General features: G+C 38.9%; 17 protein-coding genes. 9 read left to right on the top strand and 8 right to left on the bottom strand.

What is annotated here, in order from left to right; genetic code table 11:
- Positions 1 to 13: 13 nt before the first annotated feature.
- Complete coding sequence (locus LCM02_RS08765) at positions 14 to 3,238, top strand: WD40/YVTN/BNR-like repeat-containing protein (RefSeq protein ID WP_224928195.1); 3,225 nt, start codon at positions 14 to 16, stop codon at positions 3,236 to 3,238.
- Positions 3,239 to 3,257: 19 nt separating this feature from the next.
- Here LCM02_RS08765 and LCM02_RS08770 read toward each other — a convergent pair whose 3' ends face one another.
- Positions 3,258 to 3,881, bottom strand: a complete 624-nt coding sequence (locus LCM02_RS08770; RefSeq protein WP_224928198.1) for a DUF6973 domain-containing protein — start codon at positions 3,879 to 3,881, stop codon at positions 3,258 to 3,260.
- 105 nt (positions 3,882 to 3,986) lie between these two features.
- Here LCM02_RS08770 and LCM02_RS08775 point away from each other — a divergent pair, with 105 nt between their 5' ends.
- Positions 3,987 to 5,279, top strand: coding sequence for an aminopeptidase P family protein (locus LCM02_RS08775; protein WP_224928201.1), 1,293 nt, complete (start codon positions 3,987 to 3,989; stop codon positions 5,277 to 5,279).
- Between the two features lie 19 nt (positions 5,280 to 5,298).
- Here the strand turns inward: LCM02_RS08775 and brnQ are convergent, their stop codons facing one another.
- Complete coding sequence (gene brnQ, locus LCM02_RS08780) at positions 5,299 to 6,591, bottom strand: branched-chain amino acid transport system II carrier protein (protein WP_224928204.1); 1,293 nt, start codon at positions 6,589 to 6,591, stop codon at positions 5,299 to 5,301.
- A 52-nt stretch (positions 6,592 to 6,643) separates the two neighbouring features.
- On the opposite strand from brnQ, the gene LCM02_RS08785 reads away from it, so the two are divergent.
- From LCM02_RS08785 to LCM02_RS08795, 3 genes are read left to right on the top strand one after another with little or no spacing between them, the layout of a single operon-like run.
- Positions 6,644 to 7,432 carry an alpha/beta fold hydrolase gene (locus LCM02_RS08785; protein ID WP_224928207.1) on the top strand — a complete coding sequence of 263 codons (789 nt, stop codon included), beginning with the start codon at positions 6,644 to 6,646 and terminating at the stop codon, positions 7,430 to 7,432.
- A 4-nt stretch (positions 7,433 to 7,436) separates the two neighbouring features.
- Positions 7,437 to 8,084 (top strand): class I SAM-dependent methyltransferase, encoded by a 648-nt coding sequence (locus LCM02_RS08790; RefSeq protein WP_224928212.1) that lies wholly within the window; start codon positions 7,437 to 7,439, stop codon positions 8,082 to 8,084.
- A gap of 44 nt (positions 8,085 to 8,128) precedes the next feature.
- Positions 8,129 to 8,641, top strand: coding sequence for a DUF4251 domain-containing protein (locus LCM02_RS08795; protein ID WP_224928215.1), 513 nt, complete (start codon positions 8,129 to 8,131; stop codon positions 8,639 to 8,641).
- 3 nt (positions 8,642 to 8,644) lie between these two features.
- Here LCM02_RS08795 and thiL read toward each other — a convergent pair whose 3' ends face one another.
- A complete protein-coding gene (gene thiL, locus LCM02_RS08800; protein WP_224930194.1) occupies positions 8,645 to 9,694 on the bottom strand; it encodes a thiamine-phosphate kinase in 1,050 nt (349 codons plus the stop codon).
- 152 nt (positions 9,695 to 9,846) lie between these two features.
- Between thiL and LCM02_RS08805 the strand changes: the two genes are divergently transcribed.
- Positions 9,847 to 12,087 (top strand): cation:dicarboxylate symporter family transporter, encoded by a 2,241-nt coding sequence (locus LCM02_RS08805; RefSeq protein ID WP_224928218.1) that lies wholly within the window; start codon positions 9,847 to 9,849, stop codon positions 12,085 to 12,087.
- A gap of 14 nt (positions 12,088 to 12,101) precedes the next feature.
- Here the strand turns inward: LCM02_RS08805 and LCM02_RS08810 are convergent, their stop codons facing one another.
- Positions 12,102 to 12,842, bottom strand: a complete 741-nt coding sequence (locus LCM02_RS08810) for a TerB family tellurite resistance protein (RefSeq protein WP_224928221.1) — start codon at positions 12,840 to 12,842, stop codon at positions 12,102 to 12,104.
- A 137-nt stretch (positions 12,843 to 12,979) separates the two neighbouring features.
- On the opposite strand from LCM02_RS08810, the gene LCM02_RS08815 reads away from it, so the two are divergent.
- The 3 genes from LCM02_RS08815 to LCM02_RS08825 are packed head-to-tail and all read left to right on the top strand — an operon-like array spanning position 12,980 to position 14,503.
- Positions 12,980 to 13,390 (top strand): BrxA/BrxB family bacilliredoxin, encoded by a 411-nt coding sequence (locus LCM02_RS08815; protein ID WP_224928226.1) that lies wholly within the window; start codon positions 12,980 to 12,982, stop codon positions 13,388 to 13,390.
- A 4-nt stretch (positions 13,391 to 13,394) separates the two neighbouring features.
- Positions 13,395 to 13,781 (top strand): hypothetical protein, encoded by a 387-nt coding sequence (locus LCM02_RS08820; protein WP_224928231.1) that lies wholly within the window; start codon positions 13,395 to 13,397, stop codon positions 13,779 to 13,781.
- Between the two features lie 59 nt (positions 13,782 to 13,840).
- The gene (locus LCM02_RS08825) at positions 13,841 to 14,503 is read left to right on the top strand and encodes an HD domain-containing protein (protein WP_224928234.1); all 663 of its coding nucleotides are present in this window, start codon (positions 13,841 to 13,843) and stop codon (positions 14,501 to 14,503) included.
- Between the two features lie 16 nt (positions 14,504 to 14,519).
- Here the strand turns inward: LCM02_RS08825 and LCM02_RS08830 are convergent, their stop codons facing one another.
- The 4 genes from LCM02_RS08830 to trpA all read right to left on the bottom strand — a co-directional run bounded on the left by LCM02_RS08830 (position 14,520) and on the right by trpA (position 19,525).
- Complete coding sequence (locus LCM02_RS08830) at positions 14,520 to 15,293, bottom strand: enoyl-CoA hydratase/isomerase family protein (RefSeq protein ID WP_224928239.1); 774 nt, start codon at positions 15,291 to 15,293, stop codon at positions 14,520 to 14,522.
- 9 nt (positions 15,294 to 15,302) lie between these two features.
- The gene (locus LCM02_RS08835; protein WP_224928242.1) at positions 15,303 to 16,772 is read right to left on the bottom strand and encodes a sensor histidine kinase; all 1,470 of its coding nucleotides are present in this window, start codon (positions 16,770 to 16,772) and stop codon (positions 15,303 to 15,305) included.
- A gap of 50 nt (positions 16,773 to 16,822) precedes the next feature.
- Positions 16,823 to 18,511, bottom strand: a complete 1,689-nt coding sequence (locus LCM02_RS08840; protein WP_224928245.1) for a sensor histidine kinase — start codon at positions 18,509 to 18,511, stop codon at positions 16,823 to 16,825.
- A gap of 207 nt (positions 18,512 to 18,718) precedes the next feature.
- Positions 18,719 to 19,525 (bottom strand): tryptophan synthase subunit alpha, encoded by an 807-nt coding sequence (gene trpA, locus LCM02_RS08845; RefSeq protein WP_224928248.1) that lies wholly within the window; start codon positions 19,523 to 19,525, stop codon positions 18,719 to 18,721.
- Positions 19,526 to 19,578: the final 53 nt, after the last annotated feature.

Below are 19,578 nucleotides of genomic sequence, written 5' to 3' on the forward strand. Positions count from 1 at the left end.
TAACAATTATTATATGAAAAAAATTATATTTATTTTTCTTATTATCAGCAACTTATGTTATTCTCAAGAATTTGATGTCCAAAAATTGAAAGGTATAAATCCAAGAGCAATTGGGCCCGCCGGTATGAGCGGGAGAATAACCGCAATTGATGTGGTAAATAACCAACCCAATATAATTTATACAGGATCGGCATCGGGTGGTGTGTGGAAGTCCGAAAGCGAAGGAATTGACTGGACTCCGGTTTTTGACAAAGAAAACTTACAGTCGATTGGAGCCATTTGTATACAACAGAGTAATCCTGACGTCATATGGGTTGGAACCGGAGAAGGAAATCCAAGGAATAGTTCTAATGGAGGATATGGAATTTACAAAAGCCTCGATGGCGGGGTGACCTGGAGTTTGATGGGACTGGAAAAAACAAGAAATATTCATCGAATAATTGTAGATAGGGACAATCCTGATATTGTATATGTGGCTGCTATAGGGTCTCCCTGGGGTGAACATCCGGAAAGAGGTGTTTTTAAAACCAGAGATGGAGGTAAAACCTGGAAGAAGATTCTTTTTGTCAACAATAAAACCGGAGCCGCTGACCTCGTGGTGGATGCTAATAACCCAAATAAACTCATTGCCGCCATGTGGGAACACAGGAGAAAACCATATACTTTTCAGTCAGGCGGAAAAGGGTCTGGATTGTACATTAGTTTTGACGGAGGTGAAAACTGGACTCGAAAAACGGATAAGGACGGTCTTCCAAAAGGTGACCTGGGAAGAATCGGACTCGCAATTTCCAGGAGTAACCCAAAGGTGGTCTATGCCCTTATAGAGTCTAAAAAAAATGGTCTGTACAGATCAGATGATGGCGGTTTCAAATGGAAACTCATCAACAGTAACACTTCCGAAGGAAGCAGCGGAATAGGAAACAGACCATTTTACTATTCTGATATTTTTGTCGATCCTCAGAATGAACATCGTATTTATACCATTTTTACTTATGTAAACTACAGCATTGACGGAGGACAAAGTTTTAAGCAGTTGATGCCGGCTTATAACAGTAACTCGGGAATTCACCCTGACCATCATGCCTGGTGGATACATCCTGAGAACCCTGATTTTATGATTGATGGTAATGACGGCGGATTAAATATTACAAAAGATAAAGGAAAGACCTGGAGATTTGTGGAAAATCTTCCGGTGGGGCAGTTTTATCATATTAATATTGATAACGAATTCCCCTATAATGTTTATGGCGGAATGCAGGACAACGGAAGCTGGGTAGGCCCTTCATATGCGCTTCGGTCTCAAGGCATAAGAAATTCTTACTGGCAGGAGATTCTGTTCGGGGATGGTTTTGATGTGATACCGGATCCACAAAATACAAGATTTGGCTACGGAATGTCACAACAGGGTTACGTGAGTCGATATGACAGAGAAACAGGGGCTGCCAAATCGATCAGGCCGGTCCATCCCAACCCGGAAATAAAACTCAGATTTAACTGGAATTCAGCAATTGCCATAGATCCGTTTGATCAAAAAACAATTTATTTTGGAAGTCAGTTCGTACATAAATCTTCAAATAAAGGCCATGAATGGGAAATTATCTCCCCTGATCTGACAACAAATGACCCGGAAAAACAAAAACAATACGATAGTGGCGGATTGACCATGGATGCCACAGGGGCCGAGAATTATTGCAGTATTTTAGTAATTAGCCCAAGTACACTGGTGAAAGATGAATTATGGGTTGGAACCGACGATGGCCGGGTTCAATTGACCAGAGATGGAGGAAATTCATGGACCGATATCAGCCCTTCCGCTGCCGGCATCCCAAAAGATGGCTGGATTGCACAAATAAAAACGTCGAAATTCAACAAAGGTGAAGCCTATGTTGTAATGAATAATTATCGGAATTTTGATTTCAAACCTTATTTACTTAGGACAAGAGACTATGGAAAAACATGGCAAAATCTGGTACAGGGGAAGAGTGAAGAGTTTGGCTATAGCTTATCTATGGTTCAGGACCCGGTGAATAAAAACCTTCTTTTTCTGGGAACCGAATACGGATTATATCTAAGCCTGGATGAAGGCAAAAACTGGAATAAATGGACTGAGAATTATCCAAGTACGCCTACTATGGACATGATAATCCATCCTACAGAACACGACCTTGCCATTGCCACATTTGGAAGGTCATTTTTCATCATAGACGATATACGTCCACTTCGTCAGTTGGCCTCGGAGGGAACAGGCCTTTTTGAAAGGCCTATAACGATTTTTGACCCTCCAAAAGCCTATTTAGCGAAATATCAGCAGGCGAATGGTACAAGGTTTGCCGGCAATGCCATCTTTAACGGAGAAAACAGAAAAAGCGGGGCCATGATAAGCTATTCCATAAAAAAAGATGAAAATTCCAATGACTCCGGCAGCAATGATAATTCCAACAGCTCCGATACTAACGATGATTCTGAAGAAATGAAGGAATCAGCCAAAGATAGCCTGATTCTAGAGATTTTGAATTCCGATCAGAAATTAATCAGGACTCTGAAACCAAAAATTCCAAAAGAAAGCGGGATTCACAGAACGTATTGGGATCTAAGGGAAAAAGGTGTCTTCTCACCATCAAGAAAAGAGGTTAATACGAAAAATGATCCCGCCGGGGCTTATGTTGTTCCAGGTACCTATACCCTTAAAATGAGTTATCGTGGACAATCAGATTCTACTCAAATCGAGGTGGCCTATGACCCAAGAATTGAAATAACCCAGGATATTTTGGTTCAAAAATACGAGTTGCTTCAATCTCTTTATGCAATAAGAGATCTCTCCTTCAGAGCCGTAGAAAGACTGAAAGAATCAAAAAAAACAGCTTCAGGAATAAAAATGCAGGTAAAGAAAACGGATGGAGGCCAATTCAAGGATCTTATAAAATCCAGCGACAGTATTCAAAGATCCATTGACCTTCTGATCGATGATGTTCTTGGCAAAGAGGATAAACGGCAGGGAATTACATCACCTGAAAAACCTTCAAATATTTCCTATCTGAACAATGCAATAAATTATGTATGGAATTTGATGAGCTACCCGGGTATTACAGAAAAACAGCTGATCGAAAATGCTGAAAAGAAGTTAGATCCGGTCATTGAACGCATCAATGATTTTTACAGGAAACAGTGGACAACATATAGAAATGAGGTTGAAAATGCCAAGATCAGTGTTTTCAAAGATTACGATACCCTGGAGTAAATTTAATAGGCAGCTCTATTTAAGGTTTCGAATAATTTGAGGGAACAAGACATTTGTCGTTTTCCCAGGTACCAATTAAATCCTCCTTGGCAATAGGCTTTCCGTCACAGTTAAGAAATATTCCTCCTTCTTTTTTGATGACCCTTAAAGTTCCCGTTCGCAGTTCATTGAGAATGATGGTAATAAGTTCAGTTTCATTCGCATCAGGATTGTTACGGGCAATTCTTATTCCTTGCCGGTTATTGTACAAATCCATATCGGAAGCCACTTTATCAGGTAAAATCCCATCTTCAGGATCACCTTTTAAATAAGATTTGTAGTTCCCTTTTTCATGGGCCTTCCCAAGTTTGAGGGAAGAATTTGGTCCTATTTTATGGGTCAATGCTGCCATCCAAAGTGTGTGCTTGAATGCATCCAGATTGCCACCGTTATCGTCTGTGCCAATGATTCCGGTTCTTTTTATGGAATCTCTCACCTCAATCGTTCTCAAAGATATGCTCAGGGCCCTTTTTGCCTTGAACGGATGACCGATGACCCACCACTTCTCTGGCCCGCTCAATGACGAGAATCCATTCCTTTTCTGAGCCACTGAACCAAAACTCAAAAACAATCCAAAAACAAGTATAATTCCTCCCTTTAACACAACTACTAAAATTGAAAAACGAAGATCGTTTTATTTTTACAAACACCACGGAATTCTGACTAAAATCGCTACTTTTGATATGAAACTCATTAAAAATAGAATCTGATGAAGTACCTTCCTATCGATAACCAGCTATTTATAAAAAACAGAAAAAAATTTGTTGAAAAAATGGAGCCAAATTCCATGGCTATATTCAATTCCAATGATATTTATCCCATAAGTGCTGACAGTACCCTGCCTTTTGCTCAGCAAAGGGATATTTTTTATTTATCAGGAGTGGATCAGGAAGAGAGTGTACTTGTGATCTTTCCCGATTGCCCAAAAGAGGAAAACAGAGAGATTTTGTTTTTAAGGGAGACCAACGATCATATCGCGGTCTGGGAAGGCGAAAAACTCGATAAAGATAAGGCTTTTACAACATCCGGGATTTCAAAAGTTTACTGGTTGCAAGACCTTGAAAAGGTATTATTTGAGTTAATGACTCAGGCAGAAACGGTTTATGTCAATACAAATGAACACTACCGTGCCAGCGTTGAAACTGAAACTAGGGATGCACGATTTATAAAATGGATAAAGGAAAAATATCCTGCTCATAACTACAAAAGGTGTCAGCCAATTATGCAAAGGCTGAGGTCGGTTAAGGAGCCTCTGGAAATCGAAATGATACAAAATGCCTGTGATATCACCGAAAAGGGATTTCGAAGAGTTCTTGGTTTTATGAAACCGGGTGTTATGGAATATGAAATAGAAGCGGAATACATCCATGAATTCATCAGAAACAGATCTGCAGGATTTGCTTATACTCCGATTATCGGATCAGGATACAATGCCTGTGTATTGCATTATATTGAAAACAACCAGGAATGTAAGGATGGTGACATGGTTTTAATGGATGTAGGTGCGGAATATGCAAATTATTCAAGTGATATGACACGTTGTATTCCGGTTTCAGGAAAATTTTCGGAAAGGCAAAAGGAAGTATATAATGCGGTTTTAAGAGTAAAGAACGAGGCAGCAAAATTACTGGTTCCTGGAACCATATGGGCAGATTATCATGTGGAGGTGGGAAAATTAATGACCAAAGAGCTTTTAAACCTTGGCCTTATCAGTCAGGAAGATGTTGATAAGGAAGATCCAGACTGGCCGGCATATAAAAAGTATTTTATGCATGGCACTTCGCACCATATGGGCCTTGACACGCATGACTATGGTATATTGACCGAACCCATGGAGCCCGGAATGGTGTTTACGGTTGAACCCGGGATCTATATTCCTGATGAAAATCTGGGGATCAGGCTCGAGGATGATTATGTTATACAGGAATCCGGAGAACCCATTAATTTAATGGCTAACATCCCTATTGAAATCGAAGACATCGAAAAGCTGATGCAAGGTTAAGGATTGCCAACAGGTAAAATCAATTTTGGGTGTTTGCTTTCTTGCTCGTCTTAGAAATCAAATTCATCAAGATAAAGGCCAATATACATGGCATGACCCAGCCTAGTCCATCCCTGGATAATGGAATTATGATATAAAGTGAATTTAGGGATTCCTCGGAAAGAAAGCTGCTCAAAAAATTCGGTATGCTAAAAACTATGGCAAGAACCACCAGCACACGATATACCTGATGACCGGCATATTTTTCCGGCAATAGATTCAGAAGGATCAGTACAATGGAAATAGGATAAAGTAACATCAGCACCGAAACGGCAATATCAATAATGAATTTTACCTCAAACTGCCCCATTAAGATACCCGTGACACAGGAAAGCGCGGCTGAAACCACATAGACCTTTTTAGAATCCCCAAACATTCCCTTAAAAAAGTCCGCTACCCCAACTATTATACTCACTGCAGTTGTAAAACAGGATAAGGCGACCAAAATACTTAAAAATGCAGTACCTGTTCTTCCCATAATCTGAGTGCTTAAACCCGAAAGAAGTGCTGTCCTGCTGATATTCGGGTCAAAGCCGGCATTCAACTTGGATCCAATAAAAATCAGACCAATATAAATTATAAACAATCCGGCCATAGCTATAAGTCCTGACTGACCGATCATGATTTGTTTCTCCTTAAGGCTCATCTTTACCCTGGAATTGTTAAGGGTAACAACCATTACACCTCCCATTACAAGTCCTGCAATGGCGTCATAGGTCTGATACCCTTCGAGAAATCCCTTAATAATTGGTTTTTCGTAACTACTCATCACCATTGTATTGGCTGGACCAAGAATTCCCAGGATAATAATGGTCAGCAAAATCATCCCTATAACAGGCGTTAAAAACTTTCCCAAAAATTCGATCACTTTCCCTCTGTTAATGACAAAAACAAAAACCAAGGAAAAGTATACGAAACTCGTCAATAAGGGGCTGGTTTCAAAATAGGGTTTAATAGCTATTTCATGTGTAACGGCAGCAGTTCTCGGGCAGGGAAGTATGGGAATCATCAGGTAGATACCCACACTGAATACAAGAGCAAACCTCGTTGAGACTTTTCTGCCAAAATCAATCATCGTACCTTGTAATCTGGCATAACCCAATAAGGCCAGCATAGGAAAAACAGTAGCGGAAAGGAGAAAGCCGGCCCCAACCAAGCCCCAGTCTTCACCTGCCTTAAAACCCAGCATTGGAGGCAGTATCAGATTACCTGCTCCAAAAAAGGATGCGAAGATGGCAAAACCGAAGATAAATTTTTCCCTGATACTGTTCATTTTTCTTCAAATTGATAAATATACAGTAATTTAGTCAACGATCTCTTTTGATATGCCAGATATACTTTATAAAAATTTAAACGTTCACTACTCTGATACTGGTCATGGCAAGGCACTTGTTTTTCTGCATGGTTTTCTGGAAAACGCTGCGATGTGGGAAAAGGTAACTTTACCTCTAAAGCAAAATTTCAGGATCATCTGTATTGACCTTCTCGGACACGGCAAAACTCAGAACCTGGGTTATATCCACTCCATGGAAGATCAGGCTAAACTGGTAATTTTTGTGTTGAGCCATTTAGGAATAGAACGGTTCAGTTTGATAGGTCACAGCATGGGAGGATATATTTCACTTGCTATTTCTGAATTGATTCCCAAACGTGTTGATCGACTCTGTTTGATGAACTCAACGGCCCTTGCCGATACTGAAGAAAAAAAAATTAACAGGGATCGCGGAATTGCAGCAGTCAAACAGAATTATAAAACTTTTGTAAGGCTGGCGATTCCCAATCTGTTTTCAGAAGAAAACCGTACTGTTTTTTTGGGTGAAATTAAAGAAATCACCGATCAGGCTCTCAAAATGTCCGCTCAGGGAATCATCGCCTCCTTAGAGGGTATGAAGGTCAGGCCGGACAGAACAAATATCATATCTAAGGAATCCCTTCCTGTACTCATGATAATCGGGAAAAAAGATCCTGCTCTTGACTATCAAAGCTTATTGGATCAATCCCGCCACAAAAACGTAACAGCAGTTATTTTTGATGATGGCCATATGAGCCATATTGAAAATGAACGAGATCTTACCTCTGCCTTCTCGGAATGGTTTTCAAAAAAGGTTTCTTAAACTTATGGCTGATAAAAAACAATCTTCCACCTGCCCATTATGCACTGCAAAATCAACTATTTTCTTTGAAGATGAAAAACATCTGTTTTATAAGTGCAGGGAATGCCATGGCGTCTTCAGATCTGAAGATCAGCGTTTGTCTGAAACTGATGAGTTAGGACGATACCTTTTACATGAGAATCCTGAATTTGACCAGGGATATTATCAATTTATACTTCCTGTCATTGAAGAGGTCAGGTCTTTTGCTGCTAAAGGGTCCAAGGGCCTTGATTACGGATGCGGGCAACATCAGGTTCTGATGAAATATCTCGCTGAGGATGGCTATAAAATGTTTGGTTATGACCCTTTGTTTCTGGATGACAAGGAACTCTTAAACCAACAATATGATTTTATCGTAAGTTGCGAAGTAATAGAACATTTTTTTTATCCTTACCGCGAATTCCAAGGCTTAAAAAATATCCTGGCTCCACAAGGAAAACTTATCTGCAAAACAGATGTTTATGATTCAAAAACAGATTTTGAGAGCTGGTATTACAAAAACGACCCCACCCATGTCTTTATTTATATGGAAGAAACCTTTGAATGGATCAGAAAAAATTTGGATTTTAAAGATGTTAAAGTGGATGGAAGAGTGATCAATTTTTCCAAATAATCCTTAAATTTATAAGAATTACCATAGATTTAAATCGACCCATCATGAAAAAATATACTGCTCTAACTTTAATTTTCTTTATGGTATTCTCAATCTCTTTTGGACAGACCAAAAAAGAAAAAAAAGCTGCAAAATCATTAAAAGAATATGAACAGATGAAAGAAGTGATCTCTGGAGAGGCCTATGATTTTCAGGCTGAATGGGCAACCACGCTTCAAGGCAGAAGAATCAATCTCACGTCCAATGCCAATTTTATGAGGATAAGAAAAGACAGCGCCAATATATACCTTCCTTATTTTGGACAGTCCTCCTCAGGAGGGGTCGCCATGACCACAAATGGCGGAATAGAATTTTCGGGCCTGATGCAAGATTATAAGGTTTCTTACGACGACAAAAAGCAAAAAATTGTTGTTCAGTTTAACGCGAATTCAAAGAATGAAAGATATCAGTTCAATATGACGGTATTTAAAGCCGGAAATACAATTATGAATGTAAACAGTAATTATCGAACAGGTATTAAATACGAAGGAAATACTCGAAAACCCAAACCAGAATAGTCCTTAGTTATCGTCCAGGGCATTCCATCCCTGGGCAGTTATATCCACTTTCTGCCCTCCCCTTGTAACCAACTGAATCAATTCAGGTTCGTCGGTCATATGACCAATAACACTTAAATTCGGATTGCCTTTGATCTTAGGGAAATCTTCTTGTTTAACCGTAAAAAGCAATTCGTAATCCTCCCCCCCGCTAAGAGCAACCATTGTGCTGTCAATATTGAATTCCTCGCAAGTTGATATTACCTGCTGATCCAAAGGAATCTTATCTTCATAAAGTTGGCAACCCTTTTTTGAAGCCTTGCACAAATGAAGGGTCTCCGAAGAAAGTCCATCAGAAATATCAATCATCGAAGTTGGCACCACTTCAAGATCAGTAAGCAATTTTACAATATCCTTCCTTGCTTCCGGTTTTAACTGTCTCTCTACCAAATACGTATAATTATCGAGTTCGTGCTCTGCATTTGGGTCGACTTCAAATACTTGCTTTTCACGTTCCAGAACCTGTAACCCTAAATAGGCTGCCCCGAGGTCGCCGGTTACTACCAACAGGTCATTAGAACCTGCACCGCTGCGATAAGCAATATTTTTCTTCTCTACCTGACCTAAGGCTGTAATGCTAATCAGAAGCCCTTTGGTTGAAGATGTGGTATCTCCTCCAACAAGATCTACATTATAGGTTTTACAAGCCAGGTGAATTCCTGAATACAACTCTTCCAATGCCTCTAGCGGGAATCGATTCGACACTGCTATCGATACCGTGATCTGCTTTGCATTTCCATTCATGGAATAAACATCTGAAAGGTTTACCATAACCGCCTTGTACCCTAAATGCTTAAGAGGCATGTATGACAAGTCAAAATGGACGCCTTCAACAAGCAGGTCTGTAGTAACCAGACTCAGCTGATCGCCTGTGTCGATAACCGCACAGTCATCCCCGACTCCCTTCACAGTACTGTCATGATGTATTTTGGTATGTTTGGTAAGGCGATCTATTAACTTAAACTCTCCCAGCTCGGAAAGCGGTGTTCTTGTTTGGTTCTTATCTTCTAACATGGGGCAAAGATAATTCATATTTAAATTTTTCATCATCTTTTTGAGTAGATAATACCCAATAAAAATGAGGCACACCCTTTTACGTCTTGTAAAAATTCCTACATTTAACCTGAAAATTATCTTAAAAAAATAAAGACAATTACTTCTGTTCCATGAAAAACCTTTCACTTTCAACCAAGGTCCTGTTAGGTGTGCTTTTAGGTACATTGACAGGATTGTTTTTTGGCGAAGATGTTGCATGGATGGGAATCATTGGAGATATTTTTATAGGACTCCTTCAAATGACGGTTCTGCCATACATCATGTTCTCACTGATTGTGAACATCGGAAGGCTTTCTTTGGATACAGGAAAAAAAATAATTCGATATGGATTGATTTTCCTCTTTTTACTCTTGAGTTTGGGGCTCGTGTACCTTATTATTCTGCCCTTTAGTTTTCCTTCCTGGTCCAGCGGGAATTTTTACAGCTCAGAATTTGTTCAGCCAAGTGTGCCCTTTGATTTTGTAAAACTTTACATCCCGGCCAATCCATTTGAATCAATGAGCGACAATGTAGTACCTGCAGTGGTATTGTTTAGTATATTTATCGGCCTTGGAGTGATGAAACTACCAAATAAAGAGGCTTTGCTACAGCCTCTGGATGTGCTAACGGACGGACTTAATCAGGTCAATAAAATGATCATTAAAATAACACCTTTAGGTGTTTTTAGTATTGCTGCAGGTGTAGTCAGTACCTTAAGCTGGTCTGATCTAAGCCGATTGCAGGGTTATTTGCTTGTCTATCTTCTGGCGGTGATTCTTTTTACATTTCTGATTCTGCCCAGCCTTATCTCAATATTTACTCCTTACAGTGCTAAAACCATTTTTAAGATAACGCGTTCAACACTTATCACAATTTTTGCTACTGGAAAGATCATTGTGGTTTATCCTCAGTTAATCGAGAACATCAAGGAGATCATAAGAGCCGATGAGAATTCCAACGAGGAGAATCAGGACCGGGTTGATATCATCATGCCTCTGGCCTACCCGTTTCCAAATCTTGGAACCTTCATGATATTTATTTTTGTTCCTTTTGCAGCTTGGTTCACAGGCAAGTCCATGGAACTTTCTGACTACCCTGTTTTTCTCAGTTCTACTTTTCTAAGTAGTTTTGTTGCCCCAATAACAGGGCTTCCTTTTAGTCTGGACCTTCTTAAAATACCAAAGGAGACCTTTCAGCTGTTTGTTGTTTCAACCGTTCTAACGGACCGAATCCGCGTTGTGTTGGGTGCTTTTCATCTCATTGCACTGACCCTCCTGACCATAGCTGCTAGTGGAGGATTTTTACAGTTTAAGAAAAGAAAAATTGCAAGAAGTCTTATTGTAATAGGAATATCTACCTTGTTGTCGGTCATTGGATTGAGGTATGTATTGGAAACCAGTATGAAAAATATTCCTACAAACCTGGAAATTGTCAATTCTTTTAAACTGATAAGCCCCCAGCAGGAATTTGTCCTTCTTGACAGGTCAAAAAGGAACCCAAATCCTAAATGGAGAGGAGAAAACACCCTGAGCCGGATAAAAAGGAGAAAGAAATTGAGAGTAGGATATTACGAAGATGCAAGGCCTTTTACATTTTTCAACAGGGATAGTGTACTGGTAGGTTATGGTATTGACCTTGCCCATCAACTGGCATCCGACCTAGAGGTAAAACTTGAATTTGTACCTATAAATCCTGGAAAACTCATTGAGGGGATGAACAAGGATCATTATGATATAGTGATGTCGGATATTTTCTTATCGAGTCGATATGCTGAAGATATTGAACTGTCCAAGCCCTATTTGAATGTTTCCCTGGCCTTGTTAACCAAACAGGATAACAAAATTTTCAACAGTTTTGAAACAGCTTCCAAGCTTGACACTTTTACAATATCTTATATTGAAAGAAAGGATATTGCCAATGAATTCCTTTCCTATTTTCCGGAGGGAGGAGCCTATCCCGTGCCGGATATAAAAAGCTATTTCGAATTGGACAAAATAAAAGAGAAGGTTAAGGATACTGTGCAATTGGACTCCATAAGAGTAGATTCGATCAAAATTGATGCCCATCTGACAAGTGCGGAAAGAGCCGCCTCCATGACGGTTATCAACCCGGAATATAAGGTTGTAAACCCATTGCCTTATCACATCAACAATGCACTGGTATTTCCAGTTGCGAAGGATAATGTATGGAAAGGATATATCGACAAATGGATCGACTTCAGGGAAAAGGACGGAACCTTTGACAAGATATATGATCAATGGATACTTGGGAATCCTCATCAGGAGAAGGCAAAAAAATGGAGCATTCTTGACAACGTGATTATGCCACGATTCTCTAAAAAGGATACGATTTCGAATGACTTTGTAAAATAAGACTCTGCCTAATATTACAAGCCTCGTTCCTTTTGAATATGTTCATAAGCCTTCTGGACCTGACGGAATTTTTCTTCACCACCCTTGACATGCTCTTCACCAAGATTTCTTAATTTATCCGGGTGGTATTTCTTTACCATTTTTCTGTAAGCTGCTTTTATTTCTTGATCAGAAGCAGTTTTATCAATCTCAAGGATCTTATACGAGCTGTCAACCTCGTTGTAGAACATGGCCTTGATCGAATTGAAATCATATTGATTGATATTCAGGTAACCTGCGATGGTATTAATTTTATTTAACTCCTTTTCGGTAACCATTCCGTCGGATTTCGCAACCCCAAACAAGAAATGAAGTAACTGAAGCCTGGAGGCATGGTTCATGTGCCTATTGATCTGCAGGCAAACCTGCCGGGTTGAAATTTTATTATTTTGAATGATCCCCTTAAAGAGTTTGAAGGCATGATTAGCCCTTTCTTTTCCATACATCCCTATAAATGACGATCTCACAAAATCAAGCTCTCGTTTATCGACACTTCCATCCGATTTGATCACTATGGCGGCAAGCACCAAAAGACTGATCTCAAAATCTCCTGACTGAGTTGATTGCTGACCCCCTGATTTCTTGTTGAGGTCCATCAGATCACTCTCAGAAAATTCATCTACAAAACTCCCTAAGACAAATCCAAGAATACCTCCTATCGGTCCGGCAAACGTCCAGCCAAGACCGGCCCCAAGCCACTTTGAAAAATTTGCCATATGCATCAATTAGAAAAACAAATATACATCTCTGGTCAAACAATCGGCATATTGTATACCTAATATTTTGTGAAAATTATTTCCGTTGCAATGCTTATCTTTGCACTCACAATTATTTAACAAAAAAAAATAAAACTATGTATCCAGAAGAATTGGTAAAACCTATGCGACAGGAACTTGTTAATGCAGGGTTTCAGGAATTATATTCAGCTAAGGACGTTGAAGAGGCCTTACAAAAACAGGGAACAACACTGGTCATGGTAAACTCGGTATGCGGATGTGCAGCGGGTACAGCCAGACCTGGAACTATTGCTTCATTGGCATTAGACAAAAGTCCTGATCATTTAACTACAGTATTTGCAGGAGTTGATGTAGAATCTACACAAAAAGCGAGAGAAATGATGGTTCCTTTCCCTCCTTCCTCACCTTCCATTGCACTGTTTAAAGACGGACAATTGGTTCACATGCTTGAAAGACATCATATTGAAGGAAGATCTGCCGAAATGATTGCTGCGAACTTGGCAGGAGCTTACGAAGAATACTGTTAATTGGATGATGAAATTGCTTTTTTCATTTTTGGCCTTTTTCGTTATTTACTGTGATGATTCTGATGCAATCACAAAACAGGAAATAGAAAAAGAAAAAATCGATAATTTAAAATCTCAAATAAAGACCCTTGCTGATACCTCAGTTTGTACAGGAGATTACAGATGCTATAGTGTGGGAATTGGTGCCAAACCCTGTGGTGGTTTTTGGGAATATATTGTCTACTCAAATTCGATAGACGTAGTTGATTTCCTGGCCAAAATCGAAGAATTGAATAAACTGGAGAAAGCTTACAACTTGAAATACAGCATACAGTCGGATTGTTTTTTAGCGATGCCTCCAAGCCGTATTGAATGTATAGACGGAAAGTGTACAGGAGTCTTTGAAAATTAATTTAGATAAAAGCTTTTAATAAAACCTCTTTTAATCGAGAGGTTTTTTTATTTTGCATTATGGATAAAAAATTACTCATCAGGCTTGCAGAAGATTTTGTCAAAAAAACCCTACAAGATGCTGAAGGCGGCCATGACTGGTTCCATATAGAAAGGGTTCGTCGTAATGCCATGCAAATAGCAAAAGGTGAAAATGCAGATCTGTTTATTGTGGAGTTAGGAGCTTTACTTCATGATATAGCTGATGCCAAATTTTACGATGGTGATGAGACTGTAGGCCCTAAAAAAGCAGAGGAATTCCTGAAAACTCATGGGGCTGAAAGAGAACTTATAGAACATGTCAAAAATATTATCAAATTTGTCTCTTTCAAATCGAGTCTTGATAAAAAAAATAAATCTGTCTTCGAATCTCCCGAATTAAGAATCATTCAGGATGCAGACCGTCTTGACGCAATCGGCGCTATAGGGATAGCAAGGGCATTTAATTATGGAGGGTTCAAAAACAGGCCTCTTTACGACCCTGATATAGATCCGAATCTAAACATGGATAAGGAAACCTACAAAAAAAGCAAGGCTCCCACGATCAACCATTTTTATGAAAAACTGTTATTGTTGAAAGACAAGATGAATACAGAATCCGGTCGAAAACTTGCCCGGGAAAGGCATAAGTATATGGAACTATTTCTTGACCAGTTCTATGAGGAATGGAAAGGAATTAAATGACCTGACCCTGTGTAAGTCAGAAGTTTGGTTTTCGCTTTTCCAGAAATGCAGTAGTCCCTTCTTCAAAATCCTCGGTTCCAAAACAATTACCAAATTCTTCGATTTCAACCTTAAAACCATCAACAGATTCTTTATCATTGGCATTTACCGCCTTAATAGCTGCCTTAATGGCATTGGGTGAATTCCTGGCAATTTTATTACCAAGATTTTCGCAAAATTCCATAAGATCTTCCTGGGTTACAACATGATTTAACAATCCCCATTTTAAGGCCTCATCGGCCGAAATCATACCTCCTGTAGTGATCATCTCAAGGGCTTTTCCCTTACCGACGAGTTGCGGAAGCCTTTGGGTTCCTCCGTATCCGGGAATAAGGCCCAGAGAAACTTCTGGAAGACCCATTCTTGCATTTTCACTACCAACCCTTATATGACAAGCCATGGCAAGTTCAAGACCTCCTCCCAGGGCAAACCCGTTTACAGCAGCTATAACCGGAGTAGAAAGTTCCGAAACAAGGTCAAAAAGCATGGTTTGACCTCTTTGAGCAAGTTCTTTTCCTTCATCAATATCAAAATCTGAAAATTCTGAAATATCGGCCCCGGCAACAAATGCTTTCTCTCCGCTTCCGGTAATAATAATTGCCCTTATATCTGAATCCGCTTCCAGAACCTTGAAAGCATCACTCAATTCTTCAATTGTAGCTTTGTTCAAAGCATTGAGTTTTTTAGGTCTTTCAATAGTTATAAAACCAAGATGATCTTCGTGTTCCGCTGTAATATTTTGATACGCCATAAAAAGTAATTAAATCTGATTATCCTTAGGTAAAGATACTGAAAATACGGTCCTTTCTTTTTTGCCCGATGTAAAAGAAATTTGCCCATTATACGCTTCGACAATGTTCTTTACCATTGGTAGTCCCAGTCCCATCCCACTTGATTTAGTTGTGAATTTAGGCTCAAAGATCTTAGATGCATCTTCCTTTCCTATTCCCTTACCATTGTCCTCCACCTCAATATACACTTCCTGACCATTTTCGTAAACCCGCACATCTATCTTTGGGTCCTCTGTATTTTCAAGAGCATGTATCGCGTTCGTTACCAGATTGGTAACTATTCTTGTCAACTGAATTTTATCCATTCGGGATGTAATTTCTTTTTTCTCCGGATGATAACGAATATAGGGTTCATGAAAAATATCCAGGGCCTTTTTTACCTCTTCCACAATATTCAGCTTCTCTTTGTTAGCCGTAGGCATTTCAGCAAAATTTGAAAAAGCCGATGCTATTTCGCTCATGATATCGATCTGCTGGATCAAAGTGTCACAGAATTCCTGTAATTTGGATTTGAAATCAGGGTCATTTGGATCAAAACTATGGGCAAAACTCTGCACTGTCAATCGCATAGGAGTCAATGGGTTCTTTATTTCGTGAGCCACCTGCTTCGCCATTTCCCTCCAGGCATGCTTCCTTTCACTTTGAGCAAGTTTCACGGCTGAATCTTCAATTTCATCGATCATGCTATTGTAGGAATCCACAAGATTAAGAATCTCCTGACTTGCATCATTCAGAATTATCTTTTCATTGGTTTTTTCCACAGTAGTCTGCCTCATCCTTCTACTTACGTTTTCCAGGGATTTTGTAATGTATTTAGACAGAAAATAAGCCAGAACGATTCCTATTAAAAATATTAAGAGATAAACTACTGAAAGCCGTTCCAGAAACTCTTTCAGTTCTCTTTCCTGAAAAGTATTATCCTGTTTATAAGGAACTCCAATGATTCCAATTTCCTGATCATATGAACCTATAAGATAAGAAAAGGAAGATTTAAACTTGGTTCCGTCAGCCGAGGACTTCTGTACAACAAGCCTGTGATCAGGATTAAAAATAATCCGCTTCATGATATCACCGGAAAGGTTGGCGTCGGTCGTATCTGTTGGATTTTCACCAAAAGAGCTTTTTAGAAGCTCTCCTTTTAAATTATAAATATTGATATCCAGGTTGTGAATATCTGAAATTTCATTGAGTTTCTTTTCCAGAATTATAGGAAGTGAGACCGTTTCAAAAGCATCAATAGAGTCTCTCAATAACTCATAGGCTATTGCAGATTTTATGGCTTCTTCTTTGCGTTCAAGTCTTTTTATGTGGTAATCCTCAGCCTGTTCATTGAATTGATAAATGGTTACGGCTGCAATGAGAATGGAAGCAATCACAACGATAAAGATCATTGCTATAAAGATCCTGGTCCTTAGTGATAACTTATTGATTGGGGTCATTGCTTTTTCGGTAAAGATAGTAAATTCAAAAAAGCATTTCTATGCCAAAATCAGGAAGATTTAGCAAGCGTAAAAAGGAACTCTACTCCTCCTTGACTCAGATTACTTACAGTGATCTCACCCCCATGTAGTTGAATGGCATTTTTAACTATTGCAAGGCCTAAACCCGTACCCCCCTTTGGCCGGGAACGATCCTCATCTACCCTGTAGAAACGTTCAAAAACCCTTAAAAAATGTTTTTCATCTATGGTGTTTCCGGTATTGGAAAAAGAAAAGTAATAAAAGTTTGAATCCTCAAGGTAATTGTTCATTGTAATCTCAATGCCGTTGCCTCCGTATTTGATGGCATTGTCAAAAAGATTGAAGAATACCGAAATAAGAAGCGAACGGTTTCCTTTGATCAATATTGGCTTTGACATTCGAATATTCACTTTAATATCCTTCTCTGTCAGGTTTAATCCAAGGGAATCTTTTACTTCATAGATCAGTTCGTTCAAATTCAGCTTTTCAAATTTAAAAAGATCCCTGGCTTCTGACATTTTTTGCAGAAGGGAAATATCCTTAATGAGATCTGAAAGCCTTTCTGACTGCCTGTAAGCATTCTCAATATATTTGACCTGATCCTCCTTTTTTATATTATTCTCTTTCAGCAGCTCCAGATAGCCTAAAATAATCGTAATTGGAGTCTTCAGTTCATGGGCAATATTTGAAGTAATCTCTTCTTTTAGCTTTTTCTGCTTTTCAAGTTTTGTGATGTCTCTTATCACTATTTCAAAACTTCGATCTGAAAAAATAATCGTATGTACGTTAAAGGTCCTTTTATCTTTCCTGACAACCTCTTCCATTTGAGGAAGATTATTCTGGTCAATATTTGTTTTTGACTTGAGATGTTTTTCTAAAAATTTGTTGACGCCTTTAAACTCTGAAACCTTAAATAGTTCCTCCTCGGTAATATTCTTGTCGCCTGAGATAATATTCAGGTACTGTATAAAATGATTATTTCTTAAAATCCTCTTCTTCTGTGGTGTAAAAAAGGCAATTCCCTCATTGAGCGCAATAAGGTGAGAATACAGCTTGTTTTTTTCGATTTCAATTTTACCCTTTGCAATCGTAAGTTTGTCGTATATATCCGCTATCTGCTTACTGATCTCGCCAAATTCTCCCTTTGGAAACTCAATCTTTTCTTTGACTGCCTCACCAAGGCTCAGTTTTGTCGCAAAATCCTTTAACTTAAATAAGGCACTGCTTAAATTCTTAGTAATTAAGCTCATTAAGAGCCATGTGACAAGAAACAGTGTTATAAGGTAAAACAAAAACAGTTTTTCAACAGCCAGGAAATCCTTTACTTCCACATCGTAATGTGCTGCCGCACGCACAAACAAATCCCGGTAGTTCTTTGCATAATAATAGTATTCATAACCTGTTGTAGCCGATTCACGGATATTCGAACCTTGTCCTGATTTCAGGGCCTTCTGGATTTCAGGCCGATGAAGGTGATTCTCCATTTCAGAGACTTCTCTAACCTCAGAATCATAGAGAACCTTTCCTTTGTTGTCAAGAACCGTTACCCTTGTATTCTCTTTTAACACATAGAGATACAGAGAATCAAGAGCAGAATAATTTCCAGTTTCAAATAATCCTTTCCTGTCGATATAATTATATGTGATCTCCGCTATGTTGTTTAAGCTTATTTCTATCTGATCTCTTTTGAAATCACGTTCCCTCTTGTATTGAAACAACAATACAAAAATTGTAAAAACAATGAATATCAGTGATAGATAGATGAAGATCTTTTTGCGATATTCTAATTTTCCAAAGAGGATCAAAATGATAGTTTAATTTACGGGATTCTAATTCCGCAAAATTAAATCTAAACATCATTTTATCATGCCTGTAAACAATTAAACAACGATTAAGAATACATTACCAAACTGTTAACTGGGAGCTCAATTTTTCGGCAAATGCGAGGGCTCCTTGAGCTGGTAAATAAAATCAGGAATCTTTGCTATGGAATTCTCCTTCAGGAATTTTACAAAAGCGGATCCCACAATGGCACCATTTGCGTAAGCTGTTGCCTTGACAAAAGTCTCGTAATTTGAGATTCCAAATCCAACAATCTGAGGAGTTTTAAGCTGAAGTTTGTTAATTCGTTCAAAGTACGCATCTTGTTGGGAACCAAATGAATTTTTTGCCCCAGTGGTACTCGCCGAACTTACCATGTAAATAAACCCGTTAGAAATACTGTCGATATATTTAATTCTCTCATCAGAAGTCTGAGGAGTGATCAGGAATACGTTATACAATCCGTATTTATCAAAGGTTTCCATGTACTCCCGATGAAAAACGTCAACCGGAAGGTCCGGAATGATAAGGCCGTCAATTCCGATTTCTGCACACCTCTTACAAAATTCCTCTATTCCATATTGCAGCATTGGATTAAAATATCCCATGATCAGTAATGGTATTTCTACTTCTTTTCGGATCGAAGTAAGTTGTTCAAAAAGCTTTTCTGTAGTCATTCCGTTAGATAAAGCCTGAGTACTGCTCTCTTGTATAGTGGGTCCGTCAGCAAGGGGGTCTGAAAATGGCAATCCGATCTCAATCATGTCTACACCCGACGCCTCAAGTGTTTTGATTACACTGACGGTGTCATCAAGTTGGGGATAACCGGCTGTAAAGTATATGGAAAGCATCTTCTTCGGTTCTTTCCCGCTGCTGGCATGAATTGAAAGTTTCTCTTCTATTCTGTTCATTTTATTCTTTTTATTTTCCGGATCAATTCCTTTCGGTGTGAAATCCGAAAATA

Origin of the sequence: Lutimonas saemankumensis (assembly GCF_020171465.1) — a bacterium.
Taxonomy (GTDB): domain Bacteria; phylum Bacteroidota; class Bacteroidia; order Flavobacteriales; family Flavobacteriaceae; genus Lutimonas; species Lutimonas saemankumensis.